The following is a 24,618-nucleotide window of genomic DNA, read 5'->3' as shown; positions in this document are numbered from 1 at the left end:
GGGTTGACACCCCGGCCCGGAGACGCGCATCAGCGCAACTGATCGTCGATCAACAGCAGCAGGCGTTCGGACAGGCGCTCGGAGACGCGCTCACCCTCCTCGCTCCTGACGGAGACCGCGGTACCATCGTCTGCACGGCCGATCACGATGGCGTAGGTGCCGCGCTCCAGCTCGGGCTCGCGCTCACGCCAGAACGCAAGCCGCGAGAAGAACCCGGGGCCGTCGTCCTCCTGGTCAGCCGCCGGGTCGTAGCGCACCAGGAAGCGGCCCTGGGCACGGTCGCGCTCTTCAACGGTGAACGCCGCGCGATCCAGTGCCAGACCGACCCGCTGGAACGTCTGCAGAAAGCTCTCACGGACGATGAGCACGGGATCACCGGCCTCATCGGTATCCATCCGGGTGAGTCGCTGCTCACGTTGCGCCGCCTGTTCCGCGGCGAACGCCTCGTCCGCGCCGAGGTAGAGCATGAAGGCGCGCAGCATCTCGCCTTCCAGCCCGCGCTCGCCCGTACGCGGCGCCCAGCCGTCATCCACGGCGGCCACGCGCCGATGGGCGACGAACACCTCGGACATGCCCTGCTCTTCGGCCGCTTCCACACGAATCAGGTACTGGTCCACCAGAGGCGCACCCTCGGGGTCACGCTCCAGGGGCAGGAACACACCACCGCTGGGCCCCATGGGCCGCGGCATCCAGCCGGTTTCGATGATCCCCAGTTCCTGCTCGCTGCGCGCCACCGGCACGCCTTCGTCTTCCATCCAGCGATTGAGGCCGTCCCACACCTGCTCCGGCGAGGCCTGGACCTGGAGCCAGCGCTCCGCACCCTGCTGGCGGATACGCGTCCCCACAGGCTCGGGCGCAACATCACGGGATGCGCGCTCCTGCTCCTCGCGCTGCTCCGCCGTCATGGCCGCAGCCCCCCGGTCACGACGGCTTTCGGGCACCTGGCCGATGCGCTCGCCGGAGAGGTCAGGCGGCATGGTCAGCCGGTCCCGACGGTCGGGCTCATCGTCGCCCCTGCCCGCGCAGGCAGCCAGGGTCAGCGCAAGAGCCGCCACCAGGACAGGACGAACGACGACAGCAGAGCGGGGGGACAGCAACATGGATCAGGCAACCTCCGCCAGTTTCATGGCCTGGCGCACCGTCTCGTGGTGAGGCTCCGACAGCGGGGTCATGGGCAACCGCAGGGTTGGCCCCATGAGCCCCATTTCACTGACGGCCCACTTCACCGGAATGGGGCTGGTCTCGATAAACAGCGCCTTGTGCAGGGCGGCGAGCTGGGCGTCCAGGGCTTCCGCCCGTTCCAGGTCGCCGTCCAGCGCGGCCATGCACATGTCGTGCATGAGTTTCGGCGCCACATTGGCGCTGACGGAGATGCAGCCCTTGCCACCGGCGAGAATGATCTCCCGGGCGTTACCGTCATCGCCGCTGTAGACGTCAAGGCGATCGCCGCACCGCTCCAGAATCTCCCGCGGGCGCTGGATGGTTCCGTGCGCTTCCTTGACGGCCACGATATTGGGGATATCGGCGAGGCGTTCGATGGTCTCGGGAAGCATGTCGCAGGCGGTGCGCCCGGGCACGTTGTAGAGAATCTGCGGGATCGGCACCGCCTCGGCGACGGCGTGGAAGTGCTGGTAGAGCCCTTCCTGCGTCGGCTTGTTGTAATACGGCGTAATCAGCAGCGCCGCGTCGCAGCCGGCATCCATGGCGCAGCGCGTGAGCTTGATTGCTTCCCAGGTGGAGTTGGCGCCGCTGCCACCGATCACCGCAATACGCTTGCGCGCCGCCTCGACGGTCAGTCGCATGACATGGCAGTGTTCGTCGTAATCCAGCGTTGCGGCTTCACCCGTGGTACCGACGGCAACAATGGCGTCGGTCCCGTTGTCCACGTGGAAATCCACCAACCGCTTGAGGCCTTCCTCGTCGACGGAGCCATCCTCATGCATCGGTGTCACCATCGCGACCATGCTGCCACGGAACATCGCTTTCGCCCCCCGGAAAAATGGACAGTGCATACTACTTCCGCCCGCCCGGACAGACAAGTGATGCCCGGGATGGGGAAGCCCTGACGAGCCCTCGCGCACAAGCGCGAAACCGGCGGCTCGACGTGCCCGCCATGATACACTTTCGCGGGCGCCGGCGGAGTAACACCGCGCGGCGACACGCTACGCTCCTGACAGCGAGACAACGGCGTAGCGGAACAGGTTCCGCATCACGGACAGACACCACCAACGGGGGCGATGGATGGACAGTTTTCTGGTCATAACGGCGCTGGGAGAAGACCGACCCGGCATCATCAACCGACTGGCCGCTGCCGTGTCGGACGCGGGCTGCAATGTGGTGGACAGCCGCATGACCGTTCTGGGCGGCGAGTTCGCCATCATCCAGATGGTCGGCGGGCGCTGGGACGCCCTCGCCAAACTGGAAACGGCGCTGCCCGGCATCGGCGACGAGCTCGGCCTGCACATCCACCTGAAGCGCACCCAGGACCGCACCCGGGCGGCCGACCTGCTGCCCTACGCCGTGGAAGTGGTCGCCATGGACCACCCCGGCATCGTCCACCAGCTGGCGCAGTTTTTTTCGGCCCGCGGGATCAACATCCGCGACCTCTCCACATCACGCTACCCGGCCGCACACACGGGCACACCGATGTTCGCGGTGAACATCCTGCTGGAAATCCCGGGGAACACCCAGATCGCCGTCATGCGCGAGGAGTTTCTGGATTTCTGTGACCAGATGAATCTCGACGCCGTGTTCGAGCCGGTAAAACACTGACAGGAGGGCGCAGCATGAGCAGCGTGACCATCGGCGAACCCGTGGCCGACTTCAGCCTGCCCGCCACCGGCGGCGAAACCATCCGCCTGAGCGACTTCCGCGGTCGCCACCTGGTGCTCTACTTCTACCCCAAGGCGAGCACGCCGGGCTGCACGAACGAAGGGCTCGCGTTCACGGAGCTCCACGCGGCGTTCCGCGAGGCGGGTGCCGAAATCCTCGGGGCATCACGGGACGGCGTGAAGGCCCAGGAGAACTTCCGCAACAAGCAGGGCTTCACCTTCCCCCTGCTCTCCGACAAGGACGAACAGCTCTGCACGCAGTTCGGCGTTCTCAAGGAGAAGACCATGTACGGGCGCAAGTCCGTGGGCATCGAGCGCAGCACGTTCCTGATCGACCGGGACGGTGTGCTGCGCCAGGAATGGCGGGGCGTCAAGGTGCCCGGCCACGCCGAGGCCGTGCTGGAAGCGGTGCAGGCACTGGCAAACGGCTAGCCGGCCGTAGCGCGGTCAGGCCGGCGGCAGCCGCCCCTCCTCGGTATCATCGGGGGGCTCGACCGCCGGCCAGGCCTTCAGCACCGCCTGGATCACGGTTGCCAGGGGAATGGCGAAAAACACCCCCCAGAATCCCCAGACACCGCCGAAGAACAGAATCGCCACGATGATTGCCACGGGGTGGAGATTGACCACCTCGGAGAACAGGATGGGCACCAGGACGTTGCCGTCCAGTGCCTGAATGATGCCGTAGGCAATCATGACCCAGGCGAACTCGGGGCCGAAACCGAACTGGAAATAGGCGATCAGCCCCACGGGCACCGTCACCACGGCGGCGCCGATGTAGGGGATGATCACGGAGAGCCCGACCATCAGCGACAGCAGCATGGCAAAACTGAGGCCGAACAGCGAGAAGGTCAGGTAGGTCACCACCCAGACAATGAGAATCTCGAGAAACTTGCCACGGACGTAGTTGCCGATCTGGGCGTCCACATCCCGCCACACGGTCACCAACAGGTCGCGATCCCGGGGCAGATAGCGTGCCACCCAGTTCACCAGGGCTGTCTTGTCCTTGAGGAAGAAGAACACCAGGAACGGCAGCAGCACCAGGTAGACCAGCAACGTGATCACGACCACCACCGACTGGAACGAGAACTGCGTCAGCAGGGTCTGCCCCCAGTCCAGGGCCTCCCGGCGAATCACGAAGATGAGATCGGAGATCTGCTGCTGCGAGAACAGCTGCGGGTATTGTTGCGGCAACTGCATGAGCAGTGACTGACTCGTGCTCAGGATCTTCGGCAGCTCGTCCACGAGCTGGGTGATCTGCGTCACCAGCACCGGCAGCAGCGCGAAGAACACCAGCAGCAGGCCGGCGAAGAAGACCACGAACACCAGCGTGACCGCCAGCAACCGCGGCACCCCCAGGAACTCCAGCTTGCGCACCACCCCTTCAAGCAGATAGGCAAGAATGAGGCTGGCGATCACCGGCGCCAGCATGCTGCCGAAGAAGACGATGGCGGCGAGCCCGGCCAACAGCACGGCAGCAAGGCCGATGACCTGCGGATTGTCGAAGTGGCGACGAAACCACTGCCGGATCAATTCCATCTACGCCTCCCGGGGCGCCGCCCGGCAGCCGCTCCTGGTGGAGCGCGGCATTTCCCGATGCGGACGCGTCTCGATACGCCAGGGGATGCGCTCCGGTACGGGCCGGACCTGCGCAACCACCGTGTGTGTCGGCATCATAGCGTGTCCCGCCTCCGGTGCGAAATTGATGAACGGGTTTGGCCCGCCACGGTCCAAGGGTCACAATACGGCAGAGTCCCGGTCGTCACCGCTTCCCGGAGCAGCTGAGCGTGCCCTTGCACCGAGTCCTCATTCTTCTGTTGGCCATCCTGCTGGCCTTCCCCAGTGCCATGGCCGTGGCGGAGGATCCCCTGCGCCTTCCGGACCTGGGCAGCCCCGCCAGCGAGACGCTGTCCGTGGCGGAAGAGCGGCGTATGGGCCAACAGCTGATACGGCAGGTGCGGCTGCGGGTCCCCATGACCGATGACCCGGAACTGCGGGAGTACATCCAGGACCTGGGGCAGCGCCTGGTCTCCCACGCCAACACCCCGGACATGACCTACGAGTTCTTCGTGGTGGACAGCCCGGCCATCAACGCGTTTGCCATGCCCGGGGGGTACATCGGCATCAACCGGGGCCTGATCGAGCGCACCCAGTCGGAGAGCGAGCTGGCGGCGGTCATGGCGCACGAGATTGCCCACGTCAGCCAGCGACACATAGCGCGCAGGCTCGATGACAGCCGTGGTGGCGGTCTGCAGACGCTCGGCATCATTCTGGCGGCGATACTCATGGGCACCCAGGACGCCGATCTCGGCAGCGCGGCAGCCATCGGCGGCATGGCAGGCTCCATCCAGGAGCAGTTGAACTACAGCCGCGCCCACGAGCGGGAAGCGGACAATATCGGCATTCGCATCCTCGCTGATGCCGGGCTGGACCCGGAAGGGATGCCCCGGTTCTTCGAGCGGCTGGCAGAGGCCACCCGCTATCAGCAACGTCCACCCGAGTTCCTGAGCACCCACCCGGTCACGGAATCCCGCATCGCCGAATCCCGCTCCCGCGCGCGCAGTTACAGCAACGCGTCCCCGGACGAGAGCCCCACCTACGGGCTGATCCGGGCCCGGTTGCTGGTTCAGCGCGCCAACGAACCGAGAGACGCCATCCGCCACTTCCAGGCCGAGCTGGACAATGGCGCCGACGATGATAACCGCGGTTTCGCCACACGCTTCGGGCTGGCCCTCGCGAAGATCGAGGATGAGCAGTTCGAGGAGGCGCGTGAGGCACTCGAGACCCTGATGGCGGAGGACAGTGAGCGGACGGCCTACCTGGTGGCCCTGGCACGGATCCATTCCCGGCAGGACGATCTCGAGACAGCACTGGAGACCCTGGAACTGGGGCTCGACCTGTTCCCGGGCAGCTACACCCTCACGCTCCACAACGCCCGCATACTGCTGCGGCTTGATCGCCCGATGGATGCCCGGCAACTGGTTCGGCGGCACATCCAGCGCCACGGCGGCGATGCGCACCTGCACCGGTTGCATGCCGAGGCCGCCAGCGCCGCCGGTCTGAGCGAGGAAGCCGGGCTGGCCATGGGCGAACACTACTACCTCAGCGGCAACCTGCCACTGGCCCTGGACCAGCTGGATCGTGTCGCCAACGCCAGCGACGCCGACATCAACCATCGATCCCGGGCGGTATCGCGGCGCCAGGACATCCAGAGGGAGCTGGAGCGGGAACGCCGGTAGCAGGCACCACCCCATCGCATCACGGTGCACGGCTCCCACCCGACCTGTGCCCACCAGGACACACTGTTGCGACGCACCAACAAAAATGGTTGCGAGACAACACGACGACGCTACAATAAGGTCCATCGAGTCCAGAACACCTGAAGCTGGTTCCGCAGGTGACGGACAAAAAAAAGCCCCCTCGGGAGAGGGGGCGGAAAAGGCGACTTGGGAGTCGCCTGGAGGAGAAGCAGACCGGTCACAAGAACCGGGTAATCCATGCTGGTTAAGCGCTCCGGTCTCGCTGGTGAGACCTGACAACCACAAAACCGATCAAGTCAGAACAAGAAGGGCGCATGTACGGGAGCATCTGTTGAGGAGCTCCCTTTTTTTGCGTTCCTCATGTTGCTGTGCAGCATTTTAACCAAGACCAATCTGTCTGTCAACCCCTTCTGACCTTTCACTCTGATACTTACCTATCAGTAAGCAAACAGGTGCTAGTGCCTGCGCCGAGGAGCCCCCGCCCCGGGGCGCAGGCAACCGGTCAGAAGCTGGTGAACAACGCCCCATTGACGGGAATGTTCGCCCCGTTGATGTACTCCGAGTCATCGGCGGCCAGGAACGCGACCACGCGGGCAATCTCTTCCGGGCGGCCCATCCGGCCGGCGGGCACCTGGGCGATGATCTGGTCACGCACCTCCTGGGGAATGGCCGCCGTCATGGACGTATCGATGTATCCAGGGGAAACGGTATTGGCCGTAATGCCCTTGCGTGCGCCCTCCTTCGCCAGCGCCATGGTGAACCCGTGCAGACCGGCCTTGGCGGCGGAGTAGTTGGTCTGGCCGAACTGGCCTGTTTGACCATTCACGGATGAAATGTTCACCACGCGGCCGAAGCCGCGCTCGCGCATGCCATCGATCAGGTGGCGTGTCACGTTGAAGGCGCTGTTCAGGTTGACGTTCACCACGGCATCCCAGTCGCCTTTCCCCATCTTGTGAATGAACGCATCGCGCGTGATTCCGGCCAGGTTCACGAGGATGTCCACGTTACCGTGCTCCGCCTGGACCTGCTCCGCCATGGCGCCACACGCATCGTAGTCGGACACGTCGCACTCGACCCACGCCACGTCGTAGCCCTCGGCCCGCAGCCCCTCCTGCCAGCCGCGGACGTTCTCCTTTTCCGCATTGACGCAGGTACTGACCACGCGATAGCCGAGCGCCGCCAGATACTTGCACACCTCGGTGCCGATACCACCATTACCGCCCGTCACCAGGGCTACTCGATTCGTCATGGGATGCCTCTTGTGCAGTCGTTCGTCCGGCTTCGCCGGCTTGGGGGTTGTGGCCGACCGGGAGCAATCGGCCGTTGTCAGACGCGCACACAGAGTACGCTCCCCGGGAGCGTTGCGTTGTGCAATGCGTCATACATTGAACTGGAGAATAGAGACAGGTGGGTCACCTGTCAACTTCGAACATGAGGCGCACGTCACATTCCGGAGAAACGCCGCAGAAGCCCGCATGGCGCGGGCTTCAACAGCAGCAGCGAACGTGACGGGTGGGTATCATGCGGGGCCGTGAACCCGGTTCACTTGCCGGAGCCGGACCCCTGCTTGCCGGATGATCGCCGGCTGGTGCTCCCGGACGTCTCACCGGGGGTGTCGCTGCTGCCGGCGTTGTCATCCTTGCCAGTATCCATGCCGCTCATGCGGCGCCACATGGCCAGGTTCCGCTCAGCCATCTGCGTCAGCATGGTCATGGGGTTCGCTTCCATGAAGTCGCGCGTCTGCTCACGAAGTGCCCGCTGCTGCTCCGACCACATGTCCATGCTCTTCTCCAGATAGTCGGTCAGGAGATTCTGCATGTTACCGCCGTAGGAGCGGATGATCTGGGCCAGCAACTCACTGCTGAAAATGGGCTCCCCACCCTCTTCTTCTTCACTGATGATCTGCAGCAGGATGGTCCGGGTCAGGTCATCCCGGGTTTTCGCATCGACGACCTGGAACTCGACCCCATCGAGCACCAGCCGCTTGACATCAGCCAGCGTGATATAGCTGCTGATGGCGGTGTCGTAGAGACGCCGGTTCGGATACTTCTTGATGATACGAACGTCGTCATTGCTCATTATAAGAATCAACCTCGGGCTTGGCCGCGGGGAACACGCCCCGCGGCCATGGTCAGCCAATCAGCGGGCGACGGCAAGTGCCACCCCCTGGCCACCACCGATACACAGGGTCGCCAGGCCCTTGTGCGCGTCACGGCGCTTCATTTCGTGTAGCAAGGTTACCAGCACTCGGCACCCGGACGCACCGATGGGATGCCCCAGCGCAATGGCGCCGCCGTTGACGTTGACCCGGTCCATGTCCCACTTGAGTTCGCGGCTGACAGCCAGCGCCTGCGCCGCGAACGCCTCGTTGGCCTCGATCAGTTCCAGGTCCGACACACTCCAGCCCGCACGCTCCAGGCACCGCTGCGTCGCCGGCACGGGGCCCGACCCCATGATCGCCGGATCCACCCCGGCACTGGCGTAAGCCTCGACCCGGGCGATGGGCTCCAGGCCAAGCGCCTTCGCCTTGCTGGCGGACATCACCAGCACGACGGCGGCACCGTCATTGATACCCGACGCGTTGCCCGCGGTGACCGTTCCCTCCTTGTTGAAGGCCGGGCGGAGCTTTGCCAGGCTCTCCGCGGTGGTACCCGCCTTGGGGTGCTCGTCCGTGTCCACCATCACCGGATCACCCTTGCGCTGGGGCACGGCGATCGGAATGATCTCGTCCTTGAAACGCCCGGCCTCCATGGCCGCTGTCGCCCGCTGCTGCGACTGCGCAGCAAAGGCGTCCTGCTCTTCCCTGGAAATGCTGTACTTGCCGGCGAGATTCTCGGCGGTCACACCCATGTGATACTGGTTGAACGCATCCCAGAGCCCGTCGCGGATCATGGTGTCATCCAGTTTCCAGTCACCCATGCGCTGACCGTTGCGGGAGTTGGGCAGGGCGTGCGGTGCCTGGCTCATGCTCTCCTGCCCGCCGGCGATGACAACCTCGGCATCGCCGAGCCGGATTGCCTGGGTCGCCATGGCCACGGCCTTCAGCCCGCTGCCACAGACCTTGTTGATGGTCATGGCCGGGACCCGGTCGGGGATCCCCGCGTGGATCGAGGACTGACGCGCCGGGTTCTGTCCGGCAGCGGCGGTCAGCACCTGGCCCAGGATGACTTCGTCCACCTGCTCCGGAGAGACGCCGGCCTTGTCCAGTGTCCCGCGGATCACCTGGGTGCCCAGTTCCACCGCCGTCAACGATGACAGGGAGCCTCCGAAACCACCGACCGCGCTGCGGCCTGCTGCAACAATGACAACCTCTTCCATAACATCCTCCAGGGGTCTGCTTCATTGATGGTCTGTCCGTCCATGAACAGTTCGGTGATTGGTCGTCATGACAGTATAATCCTCGCACAAGAGCGGGACTTTTCTTCACAAGACATGGCGGGACAACCATGCGAGAGACATCGACTGTGCTGGACAGCGCATCACTGCCGTCGCTGCCTTACGTCAGCCACGACATTCTTCTTGAGGTGAATACGGAGGAGGCGGACATCAATGTGCTGGCCCCCAAGCTCGGGCGGGACCCGGCGCTGGCCGCACGCATCGTCTCCACCGCCAACAGCGCATTCTTCATGAGCCAGGGAGACGTCCGCAGCCTGGATGAGGCAATCATGCGGCTCGGCATGAACCGCCTGCGGGTACTGGCCACATCCATTCTGCTGCGCAACCAGTTCGACAGCAGCCGCTGCCCCGGCTTTCAGGCCGCCCGGTACTGGCTGCACGCCATCGCCACCGCCAACGCCTCGGGCCGGCTGGCGCGCGCCTCCGGCCTGGATCCAGCGCCCGCGCAGCTCGGCGGCCTGCTTCACTCCATCGGCGTCCTGCTGCTGGCGCACAGCTTCCCGACGGAGATGACGGCGGTCTTCAGCGCCCGGCGTCGTGATGCACACTCGAGCATGGCGGCACTGATCCGCGAGCACCTGGAGGTGGACCACCACGAGGCCGGCGCCATGCTACTGCGGGAGTGGGAGCTGCCGGTGACCCTGTGCGCGGTGGTGGAGGGCATGGGCAGCCCGGCGGCCCACGACGACCCCGGGCTGCTTGGGCTGGTACGCTGCGCGGCCGACTGGGCGGCTGCCGATTTCGAGGAGATACCCGCCGCCCTGCTCAATCGCGGGCTCAGCGGCGCCACACTCGACACCGTCGCCAGGGCCTGCCTGATGGAACAGGAAGAGACCACGGCCATGGCGCGGCTGCTGGCGGCGGACTAATCCCCGCTACCACCCTCGCCCGCCAGTTTCAGGAAGGCGTGTGCCTTGTCGCGCGTCTCCTGGTACTCCGCGGCCTCGTCGGAGTCCATCACGAGGCCGCCCCCCGCCCGGTAGGTCATGACACCGTCGGCACAGACGGCGGTGCGGATGGTGATGCTGGTGTCCATGGCACCGTCGTAGCCGATGTAGCCAATGGCCCCGCAGTAGAGGCCGCGGCGGCTCGGCTCCAGCTCGGCGATGATCTCCATGGCCCGCTTCTTCGGCGCCCCTGTGATGGAGCCCCCGGGGAAGCACGCGCGCAGCAGGTCCGTTGCACTGGCCCCGGCCACCAGCCGACCCTCCACGACGCTCACCATGTGATGCACGCTGGCAAACGATTCCACTCCGAACAGCTGGCTCACGGTCACGCTGCCCGGACGGCAGACCTTGCCGAGGTCGTTGCGGAGCAGGTCGACGATCATGACGTTCTCCGCGCGATCCTTGGGGCTCCCGGCCAGCTCCTCGGCCAGCGTCCGGTCCCGGCCGGGCTCGCTGGCACGCGGCCGCGTCCCCTTGATCGGCCGCGTCTCCACGCGGTCGCCCGAGACCGCGAGAAACCGCTCGGGCGAGAGACTGAGCACGCTCTCCCCGCCCGGCAATGTCATCCAGGCGCCGTGAGGCACCGGTGACCACCGCCGGAGCCGCAGATAGGCGTCGAAGGGGTCGCCACTGAACCCGCAGCGAAAGGCGCGTGCCAGATTCACCTGGTAGCAGTCGCCGTCGCGCAGATAACGGTGGACAGCCTGGAAGGCGTGGCCGTACCCGTCCCTCCCCGGCTCCTCGCTCAGCGCTCCGGCGCGGAACGGGGCGGGCTCCGGGGCAACCGTGTCCTGCAACCGCTCGCGGATGCACGCGGCAGACCACTCACCGCCGGGCCGCTGCACCAGGTAGGCACGACGCTGCACGTGGTCCAGTACCAGCGCGGCGTCGTAGAAACCCAGCCAGAGCTCCGGCACGCCATCTCCGGGGCGTTCGTCCCGCGGCGTCACCACATCCGCCTGCCCCAGGTCGTAACCGAAGCACCCCAGGGCGCCCCCGGAGAACGGCAGGCCGGGCACGGGCTCCCGGCGCGGGCCAAGCATGTCCGCAATCAGCGCCCAGACGTCGCCCCTGGCCACGCGCCAGTCGCCGCCGTCGCGCTGCCAGCACACGCCGTCCCGGCACATCAGTTCCCGCCCCGGCAGCGCGACCATGACATCGTGGCGCGCCTGGTGGCTCGGCGCGCCGCTGTCCAGCCAGGCTGCGCCGGCGAGCGACCGCAGGCGCGCGAACGCGGCCGCCGCGTCCGCCGGATAGGCCAGCTCCGCCACGTGCGCGTCGGTCACGGGAGAGACCTCCCCCGCCACCGCGGGCTGACGCTTGTCAGTTGGTACAGTTTTCCAATATGTTTCACGCTTCACCCTGTTGCAGACTGGCCACAAGACTGCCCGGTCTGTATCTTGACGCACGGTGCAACCGATTCCACACCCTGTGTACGAGAACAAGACACGCGAGGACGGAGAGCATGAACGAGACGACGCAAGACGCCAAGGCAGCTTACGACAACCAGCCCTGGCTCGCCTCCTATGGTGAAGGCGTGGACAAGGAAATCACACCGCTGCCGGACCGCAACATCGCGGATCTGGCGCGTCGCATCGCAAACGACAACGGCGATCGCACTGCCTTCGTCACCTGCCTGGACAACGGCCTGCACGGCTCCCTGAGCTTCCGCGACACTGACACCCTTTCCGATCAGTTCGCGGCCTACCTGCGCTTCGAGCTCGGTCTGGAGCCCGGCGACAGGGTCGCCGTGCAGATGCCGAACTGCCTGTCCTACCCCGTTGCCGTGTTCGGCATCTTCAAGGCCGGGCTGGTGCTGGTGAACGTCAACCCGCTGTACACGCCCCGGGAGACCAACCACCAGCTCAAGGACAGCGGCGCCAAGGCCCTGCTGGTCTTCAACCTGTTCGGCAACAACCTCAAGGACGCCATGGACGGTACCGACGTCCGGCACGTGATCATGGCCGGCGCCGCGGAGTTCTTCCCGTTGCCGCGCCGGCTGCTCATCAACACGGTGATGAAGCTGAAGAAGATGATCCCGGAGCCCACGGCGCCGAGCACCCCGATCAGCCAGGCCCTGGCAACCGGCAAGGCGCATGTGGGCAAGCTGGAGAAGCCCGTGAAACGGGCGCCGGAGGACCTGGCAGTGCTCCAGTACACCGGCGGCACCACCGGCCCGGCCAAGGGTGCGATGCTCACCCACGGCAACCTGCTCGCCAACCTGGCACAGACCCAGACCGTCTCCGCGCCGGTGATCACCCCGGGCAAGGAAACCGTGCTCACGGCCCTGCCGCTCTACCACATCTTCGCCTTCACCAATAACCTCATGGGCTTCTACTACAACGGCTGCCGCAACGTGCTGTGCCCGTCCCCGCGGCCGCCGAGCAATCTGCGCAAGGCGTTCGAGAAGTTCGAGATCACGCAGTTCGCCGGGGTCAACGTGCTGTTCCACGCCCTGGCCAACGAGGACTGGTTCAAGAACAACCCGCCGCCCCTGCGCCAGACCGTCTCCGGCGGCACCGCCCTGCACGGATCGGTGGCGGAGGAATGGAAGAACCTCGTCGGCATTGTGCCGGTCGAGGGCTACGGCCTCTCCGAGACCAGCCCGGTGGTGTCCGTGAACCAGCCCAGCGGCGAAATCCGCCTGGGCACCATTGGCCTGCCCGTACCCAGCACCATCGTGCGCATCATCGACGAGGACTGGAACCCGGTCCCGCCCGGTGAGGTGGGCGAGCTGGCGGTCAAGGGGCCGCAGGTCTTCCAGGGCTACTGGAACAAGCCCGACGAGACGGACGCGGTGCTGCAGGACGGGTTCTTCCGCACCGGCGACATGGCCCGGATGGAAGACGGCGGCTTCTTCCGGATCGTCGACCGCAAGAAGGACATGATCGACGTCAGCGGTTTCAACGTGTACCCCAACGAGGTCGAGGAGGTCCTGAGCGAGCACCCGGACATCGACGAAGCCGCGGTCATCGGCATTCCCAACGACGAAGCCGGCGGTGAAATCGTCCGCGCCTACGTGGTCACCAGCAACAAGTCGCTGAAGCCGGAGGACGTGATCGAGTTCGCCCGCAAGAACCTCACCGGCTACAAGGTGCCGAAGGAGGTTCACTTCGCCGACGATCTGCCGAAGACGGCCGTGGGCAAGATTCTGCGCAAGGACCTGCGCAACGAGGCCCTGAAGAACAACGGCTGAAACCGGTCGGCGGCGCTCCGCACCGTGCGGGGCGTCGCCGCCGCCTATCGCACCAGCAGCAGGTGCTGCACCTGGGCGATCTCCTCCCGCGCCTCCGCCAGTATGGAGTCGCCATCCTCCCCCAGATCCTTGCCCGCGCGTCGCAACCGCCGCCAGGCCGAGGTGTCGGTGAGTTCCGGGATGTCATCCCCGGGCACACTGGCCAGCGCCCGGAGCTGCGCCACGATCACCAGGTCGGCGTAATCCGCGTCGATGGCCCGGCGATGCCACTGCTCCGCAGCGAGCGGAACGTCCACCATGTCGTCCGGAAAGTTCCAGCGACGGAGGATCATGGCACCGACCTGGTCGCGATACTCCGACACGGTGTCCTGCAGCCTTCCGGGATTCTCCACCAGCGAGGGGTAGCGATGGGCGTTCGCGAGCATCGGGATAATGCCGATATCGTGGACCAGCCCGGCCAGCAGGGCCCGTTGCGGGTTGAACCCGTCCAGGCGCCTGGCCATGACCTGGCAGATCGCAGCCACCAGCGCGCTGTGCATCCACAACTCGGTCATGCGCTGGTGGATCAGCGGATGCTCGGAGCTGAACAGTGAGCGCAGGGTCACGGCCAGAACCATCTCCCGCGTCGCCTTGAGCCCGAGGCGGGTAATCGCCACCGCGAGGGAGTCAACGGTGCCCTGCCCGCCGTACGCCGGGCTGTTGGCAATCTGGATGAGCCGCGCTGCCAGCGCCGGATCGGCCTGGATAATTTTCGCCACCTCGCTCGCGGAGGCGTCGTCCTGTTCCACGGCCTGGCGCACCCGCAACGCCATGTTCGGCATGCTCGGGAGGTCCAGGCGATCGCTCATGAGATCGTCGATCAGCCGGTAGAACAGGCCCTCGCCCGGGTCGTCCGCGTCGGGCTGCAGCTCGTCCACGGCGTAACCGGGGGGCCGGGCAAGATCGAGCAGGGCATCCACCCGGTCCCGCGGAACCCTGATGAGGCGCACGTCCGTGCTGGCGACCGCGTGATGCGCAGAGGGCCTGGCTCCGGCGAGGGGTTCCGGGTACACGCCGGCATCGCCCGTGCCGGTGAACGTTCGCCGGTGGCCCTGGTCGTCCACCAGCACCACGGCGCCGGAGAGCACATACCGCAGCCAGCCGTCATCGCTCCCCTTGCGGAAAATGACACTGCGTGCGGTGTGGTCCTCGATTTCCGCCTCCTCGGCGAGCTGACGCAGGGCGTGCTCGGGCAGCTCAACCAGGGGAACCAGCTCTTCCAGAACGTCTTGACGAATCGAATCCATGATCGCGTGTTATCGTTGGTGGAGTATCGGGCACGCTACCACAGGGAGGTCTCCGCCAAGTGCGACGCAGCTCACAGCCACGGCAGCCCTCGATGGACCGGAACACGCCATGGGCTGGCTGAGTCACGCGCGCGATCAGTTCATCGGCATGCCGAGGGTTCGGCTGAACCTCGCCCTGCAGGGCGGCGGCAGCCATGGTGCATTCACCTGGGGGGTCCTCGACCGGCTGCTGGATGAACGGCGCATCGGCTACGATGGCCTCAGCGGTGCCAGCGCCGGCGCCATCAACGCGGTGGCATTTGCCAACGGCTACCTGGACGGCGGGCGCGAAGGGGCGCGCAACAGCCTGGAGCGTCTCTGGCGCACGGTCAGCGAACAGGCTCAGCTGGGCCCGCTGCAAGCGACTCCGCTGGACTACCTGCTGCACGGCTGGAACCGGGACTGGTCGCCCGGTTTTCTGCTGGTCAACAGCCTGACCCGCATGGCGTCGCCCTATCAACTGAACCCCACCGGCTACAATCCGCTGCTGCGAGTGCTCGCGGACACCGTGGACTTCGAGCGCCTGCGCCGTGACCCGCGGCTGCGGCTGTTCGTCTCGGCGACGCAGGTCCGCACCGGCAAGCTGCGGCTGTTCCGCAACAGCGAGCTCACACCGGAGACGGTGGCCGCCTCCGCCTGTCTGCCCCTGCTCTTCCACGCCATCGAGATTGATGGTGAGCCGTACTGGGATGGCGGCTATACCGCCAATCCGGCGCTCTGGCCGCTGGTGCTGGAGTGCCGCGCCAAGGACCTGCTGCTGGTGCAGCTGACGCCGCCGGAGCGCCGGGATCTGCCCACCAGCGTCCCCGAGATCGTCGATCGGGCCAACGAAATCGCCTTCAACGCGAACCTGATGCGGGAACTGGAAGTGCTCGGCATGCTGCGCAAGGGCATTGCCGCGGTCCACCACGGCCTGCCGTGGCGCGCCCACCGGCTGCACGCCATCGACACCGGTACGGTCACGGAGGGCATGGGGCGCAACAGCCGCATCAATGCGGACTGGAACTTCCTCTGCCACATGCGCGACGAAGGGCGCGCTGCGGCGGAGGCGTGGCTGCAGCGCTGCGGCGGCCACCTGGGCCGCCGCAGCTCCTTCGAGACGGGCGCCTGATCACGCCCCGTGGCTGGCGGGCTCGTCGGCGTTGTCACCGGCTTTCTGCCCCGCCTCCGCGCGCGAGCGCCGGGCGGCCCACTCGCGCAGCTGGCCGACGATCCCCGTGGGGAAGAAATAGACGCTGAGCACGAACAGCACGCCGAACCACAGCAGCCAGCGATCGGCACCGAACAGCGGCGCGGCCATGGCCAGCACCGGCACCTGATCCATCCAGCCCGACAGGACGCCGAGCAGGTCCTGCAGGTAGTTCTGGGCGATGAGAAACACCGTCGCCCCGACCACCGCACCATAGAGCGTCCCCATGCCGCCCATGACGCACATCAGCAGCACGAACACCGCCAGCTCGAAGTCGAGCGTGCTCTCCGGCGTGATGTACCGGGTCACCAGGGCGAACATCACGCCACCGATGGTGGCCAGCGCCGACGCCAGAACCACCACGGCCGTGCGGTAGTACACCGTGCGGTAGCCCAGCGCCTCGGCGCGGAACTCGTTCTCGCGGATCGCCAGCAGCACGCGGCCGAAGGGCGAATTGACGAGCCGCAGCATGCCGATGAACAGCACCAGCGTGACCACGAACGACACGTAGTACATGAGCAGCCGCCCGTTCGCGCGCACGTCGAAGAACGCGTCACGGGTCACCTCGGCAATGTTCAGCGGGTTGGTGATCACCCCCCAGACCCAGCCGATGATGCTGAAACCGGTCCACGGCTCGTCCAGCCGGAAGGCGGGACCCAGTTCTCGCGGCACGGCCACGCGCATGCCGTCCTCGCCGCCGGTCAGGGTGTAGAGCTGGTTGACCAGCACCATGAACGAGAACGCGATGGCCAGCGTCACCAGGGCAAAGAAGATCGCTTTCACCCGTAACGACAGCAGGCCGAGAAGCAGGGCCACCACGATGGACAACAGCAGGCTTGCGCCCGTACCCACGGCGATGGCGGTGAAATTCGACCCCATGCTGTCCAGGGCCATGGCCACCCCGTAGGCGCCAAAGCCGAAGAACATCAGGTGCGCGAACGACACCACGTGGGTGTATCCGAGCATCAGGTCGTAGGCCGCCACCACCAGAATGAAGACGACGATCAGTCCCATGGTCCGGAACGCCACGGTGCCGCTGAACAGGAACGGCCCCAGGGCCAGCCCGACGAGGATGGCAATCAGCAGCACGGACAGAACGCGGCTGCGCGGGTAATCGCCTGATAGCAGTGAATGAATCATGGTTGTCCTTCTCCCCGTATCAGGTCAGTGCCGGAGCACCGGAATCAGGCCCTGCGGCCGCCACATGAGCACGGCCACCATCAACCCCACGGTGGCAATCCCCGCGAGCCGCGGCTCCAGGTACCCCACGTAGAGATTGATGAGGCCCACCAGGATGGCGCCGTAGAAACAGCCGGTGATGGAGCCGAGGCCGCCGAGGATGATGACCACGATCACCATGATCATGAGGTGCTCACCCATGTGCGCATTGACGATCTGCTCGTACATGCCCCACATGGCGCCGCCCAGGCCGGCCAGCGCCGAGCCCGCGACGAACACGGCCAGGAACAGCAGGTTGATGCGGTAGCCCTGGACCTCGACCATCTCGCGGCTTTCCACGCCCGCACGGATCAGCACGCCGACCTTGGTCTTGTTGATGATCAGCAGCATCAGGCCGTAGAGGATCAACCCCACGATCACCGCCATGAGCCGGTAGATCTCGATGGCTGCACCGCCGATGAACGGGACCGCCTGATCGATGATCACGGCACCGCGCAACAGCTGTGGCCGGGGAACCGGCACATCGCTCGCGCCCCAGATCACGTGAATGAGCTCCATCAGGATGATGGCACCGCCGATGGTCACGAGAATCTGCTTGAGGTGATCGCCGTAAACGGGCTTGATCACGACCCGCTCGAAGAACACCCCCAGGGCGCCGGTGATCAGCATGGCGTAGAAGCACGCCAGCATCAGGACGGCGATGGTGAGAAACAGGTTGCCGCTCGCCCCCCAGGCCGAAAAGTAGACGACCACGGTGGCGCCGCAGAAGGCGCCGAACGAGATGAAGCCACCATGCCCCAGGTTGAGCACGCTCATGAGCCCGAAGGTCAGGGTCATGCCCGAGGACATGATGAAGATCAGCAGCCCCATGGCCATGCCGCTGACCGTGAGCACGAACCACGTGGTGGTGCCCATGCGGAAGTACTGGATCAGGTACGGCACATCCTCGCCGGCACGCAGCCACGGCCCGGCAACCAGCTGATACGGCACCAGCGCCAGGATCAGCATGACGCCCACCAGGAGCCCGAGCAGGAAGAAATGCGGGTACCCCTGGCGGAACGCCGCCAGCCGCTGCCGCACTCCCGGCGTTGGCCGGGTGTCCTGCAACACGCTTGTTTCTGTGGTCATTGGTCCACTCCCCCTACTGGTGCGCGCCCAGACTCAGCCCCAGCAGGTCCTGCTGCAGGGCGTCGTCTTCGGCCAGGGCCGCCATGCTGCCGGCATGCACGACCCGGCCGTCGTCCATGACCGCCACGGTCTGGCCCAGCGCACGGGCGAAATTGAAGTTCTGTTCCACGAGCAGGATGGTCGCCTCCTGGTCCTTGAGCTCGCGGAAGGCGTCACGCAGGTCGTTGATGATCGAGGGCGCCAGCCCCTTCGTGGGCTCGTCCACCAGCAGCAGCTCCCGCGGCTCGATGATGGCGCGGGCGATGGCGAGCATCTGCTTCTGGCCGCCGGACAGGTTGCCGGCGTCGGTCTGCCAGAACTTCTTCAGCGCCGGAAACAGCCCGAACACCCATTCCAGGCGCTCCTTGTCGATGGGTCCGCTGGCCGCGGCCAGATCGAGATTCTCGCGCACGGACAGGAGCTGGAAGATGCCCATGTCCTCGGGCACGAAGGCGATGCCACTGCGGGCAATGCGCGGGGTCGGCCACCCGGTGATGTCCTCGCCCTTGAATTCGACGCGCCCGCGCGGCACGTCAGTGAGGCCCATGATCGTGCGCAGTGTGGTGCTCTTGCCGGCGCCGTTGCGCCCCAGCAATACCGTCAGCTCCCCCCTCGGCAGTTCGAGATCAACGCCGTGGAGAATGTGGTACTGGCCGATGTCCGCATGGACGCCGGACAGTTTCATCAATGGCTCAGCCATGTTCGCGTCCCTCATCCGTCAAGATGGCAACCCCCTGGCCGGGGCGTCACACCTGCTCCGTTTCGTCCTGCGCGACCCCGAGGTAGGCCTCCTGGACCACCGGCGAGGCGATCACCTCGGCCGGCTCGCCGTCGGCAACCAGCTCGCCGTTGTGCAGCACGACGATGCGATCGGAGAGGCTGCGCACCACGTCCATCTTGTGCTCCACCAGCAGCACGACCTTGTCCTGTCGCGCCTTGATGTCGGCGATCAGGCCCAGAATGATCGGGACCTCGTCCACGCTCATGCCGGCGGTGGGCTCGTCGAACATGAACACCTCCGGCTCCAGCGCGAGTAGCAGGCCGACCTCCAGCTTGCGCTGGTCACCGTGGGGAAGACCGTTGGCAATGGCGTCGGCCCGGTGCTCGAGCCGGACCTGCCTGAGGTAGTCCATGGCCCTGTCGGTGATGTCCTGACGGCGGGCGGCCATGTGCCAGAAGTTGTAGCCAATGTTGTAGCGCGAGGCGACGGCCAGGCGGGTGTTCTCCAGCACGGTCAGGTTCGGGAACAGGTTGGTGAGCTGAAACGCGCGCCCCAGCCCCTTGTCCGCCCGGGTCGGCGCCGGCAGGCGGGAGATATCCTCACCATGCAGCAGAACCTGCCCACTGGTGGGCCTGAGCTGCCCGGAGATCAGATTGAACCAGGTGGTCTTGCCGGCGCCGTTGGGCCCGACAATGGAGGTCAGGGTGCCGGGATAGAACGCGCAGGAGACCTGATTGACGGCCACATGACCACCAAACTGGATAGTCAGATCCCGGGACTCGATAACGGGATTTTCCGATGCCATAAGCCTTCTCGATCGTGAGGCGGAGTCGGTGGCAGCACCACCGGTGGCCGGAGCGGCCCCGGCGGTGCTGCCTGCGACCCGGGAGACGGGTCGCAGTCCTGGGTTGCCGTGCCGGACGGTCGCCGATCAGTTACGGATCGGGATGTCCAGCTCGTCCATGGGGATCTCGCGCACCAGTACCGGTACGCCGACGGTCTGCTCGTCGTCACCGGCGAACCAGTCACTGCGCCGCTGCGCCTCGATCTGGAAGTGGAACATGGACTGCATGGCCTGGTGATCCTCCGGCCGGATGCGCATGGCACCCTTGGGCGTGTCGAACTCCAGCCCGCGGAACGCGTCGATCAGATCCTCGGTATCGGTGGAGCCGCCGGTTGCCCGCAGCGCCTCGGTGATGGCGATGGCCTGGGAGAACCCCTGCGCGGTGAAGAAGTCCGGCGCGGCATCGTGGCGTTCATAGTGCTCATCCACCAGCCACTGGTTCATGTCGTTCTCGGTGTGTTCGTAGTAATAGAAGGTGGCCCCTTCCATGCCGTCGAAGTCCGAGTAGCCGACCATGGCCGGGAGGATGTTGCCGCCGGTGCTCATGGTGATGCCGTAGCGCTCCGGGTTGAGGTCCTGGATGCGGCCGAACGGGTTGGTCTGGCCAGCCCAGATGCCGAAGATGTACTTGTCGTTGCAATCGTCCCGGTCACGCAGGGACTCGAACAGCCGCTCCGCCGCCGCGGTGAAGTCGGTGGCGTCCGTGGGCAAGTACTCCTCGTGGACGATCTCGCCACCCTCCGCCTCCATGGCTTCCTTGTAGGCCGCCACACCGTCACGGCCAAAGGCATAGTCCTGGGCGATGGTCGACACACAGACTCCCTCGCCACCGACGGCCACGGCGTTGGAGACCGCGTCCTGGGAGGAGTTGCGGCCAATGCGGAAGACGTAGCGGTTGTGCCGCGCGCCGGTGATGCCGTCGGCGACACCCTCGGGGATCATGATCCGCTCCCACTCCTCGGCCACGTCCAGCATGGCCAGGGCAACGCCGGAGGCGATGGAGCCGACCACGAAGTGGGCGTCATCCTCGGCGTAGGCCTCCTCGGCCAGCGCGCGCGCCCGGGAGGGGTCCCCCTGGTCGTCCTTGCGCATGAGATCGATGGCGCGGCCCTCCACCTCCATGGAGCCGTCGGTTGCGTACTCGAACCCCATCTCCATCCCGCGTGCCGTCTGTTCCGCGTAGGCCTCCAGGGCACCGGAAAACCCGGTCACGTGAGCAATGCGCACGGAATCGGCCGAGGCGTGGCCGACCGTGAGCGCCGACGCGGCAACCGCCGCGGTAGTCAGGATACGTTTCATGGCCTTCTCCTCCCTGGTCACCAGGTGAGCATTGTTGTTATGTGCCCCGGAATGTGAGCACTGATTCAGTTATCTGTCGCGCCGATCGCCTTGTTTCACCGAGCTTTCCGCCGTTATCGGGCGGATGGAAAAACACCAACATGACACCGACGTCACCTCCAAGACTATGCCCTCTCCGGCCCGGATGCAAGACCCCGGGCGCAACGGGCACCACGGCGCTGCACCTGAACCGGCCCGGGCCGTCGTGCTAAGCTCTCAGCCCATTGGCGCAGGTGCGCTTCCATCGCTGGACGAAAGGACGAGGACTTGGCATGGCAGGTCACAGCAAGTGGGCCAACATCAAGCACAAGAAGAAGGCCGAGGACGCGAAACGGGGCAAGATCTTCACCAAGATGATCCGCGAGATCACCGTGGCGGCACGCCTCGGCGATCCCGACCCGGACACCAACCCGCGCCTGCGCCTGGCGGTGGATCGGGCGCTCGCCGTGAACATGCCCAAGGACAACATCGAACGCGCCATCAAGCGGGCCTCCGGACAGGACGACAACGCCGTCTACGAGGAGCTCCGCTACGAGGGCTACGGCCCCAACGGCGCGGCGATCATGGTTGAAGCCATGACCGACAACCGCAACCGCACGGTCTCCGAGGTGCGCCACGCGTTCAGCAAGCACGGCGGCAACATGGGCACCGACGGCTCGGTGGCGTTCCTGTTCAGCCATGCGGGCGTCATCATGTTCGAGCCCGGCACCGACGAGGACCAGGTCATGGAGCTGGCGCTGGAGGCCGGCGCCGAGGACGTCATCACCAATGACGACGGCTCCATCGAGGTACTCACATCGCCGGAGGACTACATCCAGGTCCGGGACGCGCTCGTGGAGGGCGGCCTGGAGCCGGCGGACAACGAAGTCACCATGCGCCCGGCCACCACGGTCAGCCTCACCGGCGACGACGCCGTGAAGATGGTCAAGCTGCTGGAGCGGCTGGAGGACCTGGATGACGTCCAGCGGGTCTACCACAACGCGGACATCGAGGAGGACGCCTACGCCCAGGCGTAGGCCGGCGCAATGACACGGGTTCTCGGCATCGACCCGGGCTCCCGCCTGACCGGTTTCGGCGTGGTCGATGCCGACGGCAGCCGCTACCACTACGTCGACAGCGGCGTCATCCGCACGCTGGAGGCCCCGTTCCCGGAACGGCTGCGGATCATTTTCGAGGACCTGGCCCAGCTCATCGCCACCCATCAACCGGCGATCATGGCCGTGGAGCAGGTCTTCGTGCAGAAGAACGTCAGCTCCGCGCTCAAACTGGGTCATGCCCGGGGCGCCGCCATCTGTGCCGGTGCCACCAGCGGCCTGGACGTGGCCGAGTACACGCCGCGCGCAGTCAAGCAGGCGCTGGTGGGCACCGGCAGCGCCGACAAGGCGCAGGTTGCCCACATGGTACGGCAGCTGCTGGGCATCGACGCGCCGCTGGCCGAGGACGCGTCGGACGCGCTCGCCGTGGCACTCTGCCATGTCCACCAGACACCTCTGCAGCAACGTATCCACAACACTCAGGAGAGCCGGCCATGATCGGTCGTCTTACCGGCATACTTGCCGAGAAACAGCCTCCCAACCTGCTGGTGGACGTGCACGGCGTGGGCTACGAAGTCCAGGCCCCCATGACCACCTTCTACGACCTGCCCGCCGTCGGCGGAACCGTGTCGCTGCATACACACCTGGCCGTGCGCGAGGACGGGCAGAACCTCTACGGTTTCGCCACCGGGCGTGAGCGCGAGCTGTTCCGGGCACTGATCAAGGTCAGCGGGGTGGGTCCGAAGCTCGGTCTCACCCTGCTCTCGGGCATGCGTGTGGATGAGTTCATCCAGTGCCTGCACGACCAGGACGTCAGCCGGCTGACCCGGACCCCCGGCGTGGGCCGCAAGACCGCCGAGCGGCTGGTCATCGAGATGCAGGACCGGGTCAAGACACTGACCGGCGGCGGCCCTTCACAACCGGGCGCCGCGGCGCCCCGGGCAGCGGCCGGAGACGCCGCCTCCGACGCCGTCAGCGCGCTGGTGGCCCTGGGCTACAAGCCGGCCGAGGCCAGCAAGCTGGTCAACAACGTTGACGAACCGGACGTGCCCAGTGAAGAACTGATACGCAGAGCGCTACAGAAATCCGTAAAATAAAGGGTTTACGCGCCCAGCGCCCACCGAGGACAGGATGATCCCATGATCGAATCCGACCGCGTCGTCACCGCCAATGCCTCTCCGGAGGACGAGGCGCTGGACCGCGCGATCCGCCCGAAACAGCTCGCGGACTACGTCGGCCAGCCAACGGTGCGCGAGCAGCTGGAGATCTTCATCGAGGCCGCGCGCCGGCGCGGCGACGCCCTGGACCACCTGCTCATCTTCGGCCCACCCGGGCTGGGCAAGACCACGCTGGCCCACATCGTCGCCAATGAAATGGGCGTCAACCTGCGCCAGACCTCCGGCCCGGTGCTCGAGAAGGCAGGGGATCTGGCGGCACTGCTGACCAACCTGGAGCCCCACGACGTGCTGTTCGTGGACGAGATCCACCGTCTCAGCGCCGTGGTGGAAGAGGTCCTCTACCCGGCCATGGAGGATCACAAGATCGACATCATGATCGGCGAAGGCCCCACGGCGCGCTCGATCAAGCTCGACCTGCCGCCGTTCACCCTGGTGGGTGCCACCACCCGCGCCGGGCTGCTCACGGCACCACTGCGCGCGCGGTTCGGCATCACCCAGCGGCTGGAATACTACGGTGAGGATGACCTCGCGGGCATCGTCACCCGATCGGCGCGCCTGCTGGCGCTGGAGATGGACCCGGACGGCGCCCGCGAGATCGCCCGCCGCTCGCGGGGTACGCCGCGGATCGCCAACCGGCTGCTGCGCCGGGTGCGCGATTACGCGGAAGTCCGCGCCGAGGGCCACGTGACCGTGGCCGTGGCCGACCAGGCCCTGCGCATGCTCAACGTGGACGACTCCGGCTTCGACGACCAGGACCGCCGCCTGCTGCAGACCATCATCGAGAAATTCGACGGCGGCCCCGTGGGCGTGGACAATCTGGCTGCCGCCATCGGCGAGGAGCGGGGCACCATTGAGGAAGTCCTGGAGCCCTTCCTGATCCAGCGCGGCTTCATGATGCGCACGCCGCGGGGCCGCATGGCGACGGCCACCGCCTACCGCCATTTCGGCCTGGCACCGCCGCCACGAACGGACGCACCATCCGGCGACCTGTTCGCCGACGACACGGACGCCTGACA

At 66.2% G+C, this 24,618-nt stretch carries 23 protein-coding genes; 10 read left to right on the top strand and 13 right to left on the bottom strand.

Features of this window, described 5'->3' with window-relative positions:
* Positions 1-29 precede the first annotated feature (29 nt).
* Both bamC and dapA read right to left on the bottom strand, forming a co-directional pair.
* Positions 30-1,100 (bottom strand): outer membrane protein assembly factor BamC, encoded by a 1,071-nt coding sequence (bamC, locus tag BMZ02_RS12510; protein WP_091644369.1) that lies wholly within the window; start codon positions 1,098-1,100, stop codon positions 30-32.
* 3 nt (positions 1,101-1,103) lie between these two features.
* Entirely contained in the window at positions 1,104-1,979 is an 876-nt protein-coding gene (dapA, locus tag BMZ02_RS12505) for a 4-hydroxy-tetrahydrodipicolinate synthase (RefSeq protein WP_091644366.1), read from the bottom strand.
* 262 nt (positions 1,980-2,241) lie between these two features.
* Here dapA and BMZ02_RS12500 point away from each other — a divergent pair, with 262 nt between their 5' ends.
* Positions 2,242-2,772 (top strand): glycine cleavage system transcriptional repressor, encoded by a 531-nt coding sequence (locus BMZ02_RS12500; RefSeq protein WP_091644363.1) that lies wholly within the window; start codon positions 2,242-2,244, stop codon positions 2,770-2,772.
* 14 nt (positions 2,773-2,786) lie between these two features.
* A complete protein-coding gene (locus tag BMZ02_RS12495) occupies positions 2,787-3,263 on the top strand; it encodes a peroxiredoxin (RefSeq protein ID WP_091644361.1) in 477 nt (158 codons plus the stop codon).
* Positions 3,264-3,278: 15 nt separating this feature from the next.
* On the opposite strand, the gene BMZ02_RS12490 is transcribed toward BMZ02_RS12495, so the two are convergent.
* A complete protein-coding gene (locus BMZ02_RS12490) occupies positions 3,279-4,367 on the bottom strand; it encodes an AI-2E family transporter (RefSeq protein ID WP_091644358.1) in 1,089 nt (362 codons plus the stop codon).
* Between the two features lie 248 nt (positions 4,368-4,615).
* Between BMZ02_RS12490 and BMZ02_RS12485 the strand changes: the two genes are divergently transcribed.
* Entirely contained in the window at positions 4,616-6,067 is a 1,452-nt protein-coding gene (locus BMZ02_RS12485) for a M48 family metalloprotease (RefSeq protein ID WP_139209207.1), read from the top strand.
* Between the two features lie 523 nt (positions 6,068-6,590).
* Here BMZ02_RS12485 and phbB read toward each other — a convergent pair.
* The 3 genes from phbB to BMZ02_RS12470 form a co-directional block, all read right to left on the bottom strand.
* Complete coding sequence (gene phbB, locus BMZ02_RS12480) at positions 6,591-7,337, bottom strand: acetoacetyl-CoA reductase (protein WP_091644353.1); 747 nt, start codon at positions 7,335-7,337, stop codon at positions 6,591-6,593.
* A gap of 293 nt (positions 7,338-7,630) precedes the next feature.
* Positions 7,631-8,167 (bottom strand): polyhydroxyalkanoate synthesis repressor PhaR, encoded by a 537-nt coding sequence (gene phaR / locus BMZ02_RS12475; protein ID WP_091644350.1) that lies wholly within the window; start codon positions 8,165-8,167, stop codon positions 7,631-7,633.
* 60 nt (positions 8,168-8,227) lie between these two features.
* Positions 8,228-9,406: an acetyl-CoA C-acetyltransferase gene (locus BMZ02_RS12470; protein ID WP_091644348.1), complete on the bottom strand. Its 1,179-nt coding sequence runs from the start codon at positions 9,404-9,406 to the stop codon at positions 8,228-8,230.
* Between the two features lie 128 nt (positions 9,407-9,534).
* Between BMZ02_RS12470 and BMZ02_RS12465 the strand changes: the two genes are divergently transcribed.
* A complete protein-coding gene (locus BMZ02_RS12465) occupies positions 9,535-10,353 on the top strand; it encodes an HDOD domain-containing protein (RefSeq protein WP_091644345.1) in 819 nt (272 codons plus the stop codon).
* Here BMZ02_RS12465 and pabB read toward each other — a convergent pair.
* Complete coding sequence (pabB, locus tag BMZ02_RS12460; protein WP_245754033.1) at positions 10,350-11,717, bottom strand: aminodeoxychorismate synthase component I; 1,368 nt, start codon at positions 11,715-11,717, stop codon at positions 10,350-10,352. The two genes, BMZ02_RS12465 and pabB, sit on opposite strands and share 4 nt — an antisense overlap.
* A 179-nt stretch (positions 11,718-11,896) precedes the next feature.
* Here pabB and BMZ02_RS12455 point away from each other — a divergent pair, with 179 nt between their 5' ends.
* Positions 11,897-13,627, top strand: a complete 1,731-nt coding sequence (locus tag BMZ02_RS12455; RefSeq protein WP_091644339.1) for an AMP-binding protein — start codon at positions 11,897-11,899, stop codon at positions 13,625-13,627.
* 44 nt (positions 13,628-13,671) lie between these two features.
* Here the strand turns inward: BMZ02_RS12455 and BMZ02_RS12450 are convergent, their stop codons facing one another.
* Positions 13,672-14,913, bottom strand: coding sequence for an HDOD domain-containing protein (locus tag BMZ02_RS12450; protein ID WP_091644336.1), 1,242 nt, complete (start codon positions 14,911-14,913; stop codon positions 13,672-13,674).
* A gap of 109 nt (positions 14,914-15,022) precedes the next feature.
* Here BMZ02_RS12450 and BMZ02_RS12445 point away from each other — a divergent pair, with 109 nt between their 5' ends.
* The gene (locus BMZ02_RS12445; protein ID WP_245754032.1) at positions 15,023-16,063 is read left to right on the top strand and encodes a patatin-like phospholipase family protein; all 1,041 of its coding nucleotides are present in this window, start codon (positions 15,023-15,025) and stop codon (positions 16,061-16,063) included.
* Here BMZ02_RS12445 and BMZ02_RS12440 read toward each other — a convergent pair whose 3' ends face one another.
* The 5 genes from BMZ02_RS12440 to BMZ02_RS12420 form a co-directional block, all read right to left on the bottom strand.
* Entirely contained in the window at positions 16,064-17,281 is a 1,218-nt protein-coding gene (locus BMZ02_RS12440) for a branched-chain amino acid ABC transporter permease (RefSeq protein ID WP_091644333.1), read from the bottom strand. It abuts the gene before it with no gap.
* Between the two features lie 24 nt (positions 17,282-17,305).
* The gene (locus BMZ02_RS12435) at positions 17,306-18,448 is read right to left on the bottom strand and encodes a branched-chain amino acid ABC transporter permease (protein WP_216110831.1); all 1,143 of its coding nucleotides are present in this window, start codon (positions 18,446-18,448) and stop codon (positions 17,306-17,308) included.
* 13 nt (positions 18,449-18,461) lie between these two features.
* The gene (locus tag BMZ02_RS12430) at positions 18,462-19,187 is read right to left on the bottom strand and encodes an ABC transporter ATP-binding protein (RefSeq protein ID WP_091644329.1); all 726 of its coding nucleotides are present in this window, start codon (positions 19,185-19,187) and stop codon (positions 18,462-18,464) included.
* Between the two features lie 46 nt (positions 19,188-19,233).
* The gene (locus BMZ02_RS12425; protein ID WP_091644328.1) at positions 19,234-20,013 is read right to left on the bottom strand and encodes an ABC transporter ATP-binding protein; all 780 of its coding nucleotides are present in this window, start codon (positions 20,011-20,013) and stop codon (positions 19,234-19,236) included.
* Between the two features lie 126 nt (positions 20,014-20,139).
* Entirely contained in the window at positions 20,140-21,351 is a 1,212-nt protein-coding gene (locus BMZ02_RS12420) for a substrate-binding domain-containing protein (RefSeq protein WP_091644325.1), read from the bottom strand.
* A gap of 311 nt (positions 21,352-21,662) precedes the next feature.
* On the opposite strand from BMZ02_RS12420, the gene BMZ02_RS12415 reads away from it, so the two are divergent.
* Genes BMZ02_RS12415 through ruvB form a run of 4 tightly spaced genes read left to right on the top strand, consistent with a single transcriptional unit; the run spans position 21,663 to position 24,616 of the window.
* Positions 21,663-22,406, top strand: a complete 744-nt coding sequence (locus BMZ02_RS12415; RefSeq protein WP_091644322.1) for a YebC/PmpR family DNA-binding transcriptional regulator — start codon at positions 21,663-21,665, stop codon at positions 22,404-22,406.
* Between the two features lie 9 nt (positions 22,407-22,415).
* On the top strand, positions 22,416-22,922 hold the full coding sequence (gene ruvC / locus BMZ02_RS12410; RefSeq protein WP_091644319.1) for a crossover junction endodeoxyribonuclease RuvC: 507 nt from the start codon (positions 22,416-22,418) through the stop codon (positions 22,920-22,922).
* Positions 22,919-23,521: a Holliday junction branch migration protein RuvA gene (gene ruvA, locus BMZ02_RS12405; RefSeq protein ID WP_091644316.1), complete on the top strand. Its 603-nt coding sequence runs from the start codon at positions 22,919-22,921 to the stop codon at positions 23,519-23,521. The genes ruvC and ruvA overlap by 4 nt, the downstream gene beginning before the upstream one ends.
* 42 nt (positions 23,522-23,563) lie before the next feature.
* The gene (ruvB, locus tag BMZ02_RS12400) at positions 23,564-24,616 is read left to right on the top strand and encodes a Holliday junction branch migration DNA helicase RuvB (protein WP_091644314.1); all 1,053 of its coding nucleotides are present in this window, start codon (positions 23,564-23,566) and stop codon (positions 24,614-24,616) included.
* Positions 24,617-24,618 lie beyond the last annotated feature (2 nt).

Origin of the sequence: Aquisalimonas asiatica (assembly GCF_900110585.1) — a bacterium.
Lineage (GTDB): Bacteria > Pseudomonadota > Gammaproteobacteria > Nitrococcales > Aquisalimonadaceae > Aquisalimonas > Aquisalimonas asiatica.
The sequence above is the reverse complement of the archived record's forward strand: the minus strand, read 5'-3'. Positions and strand labels throughout refer to the sequence as shown.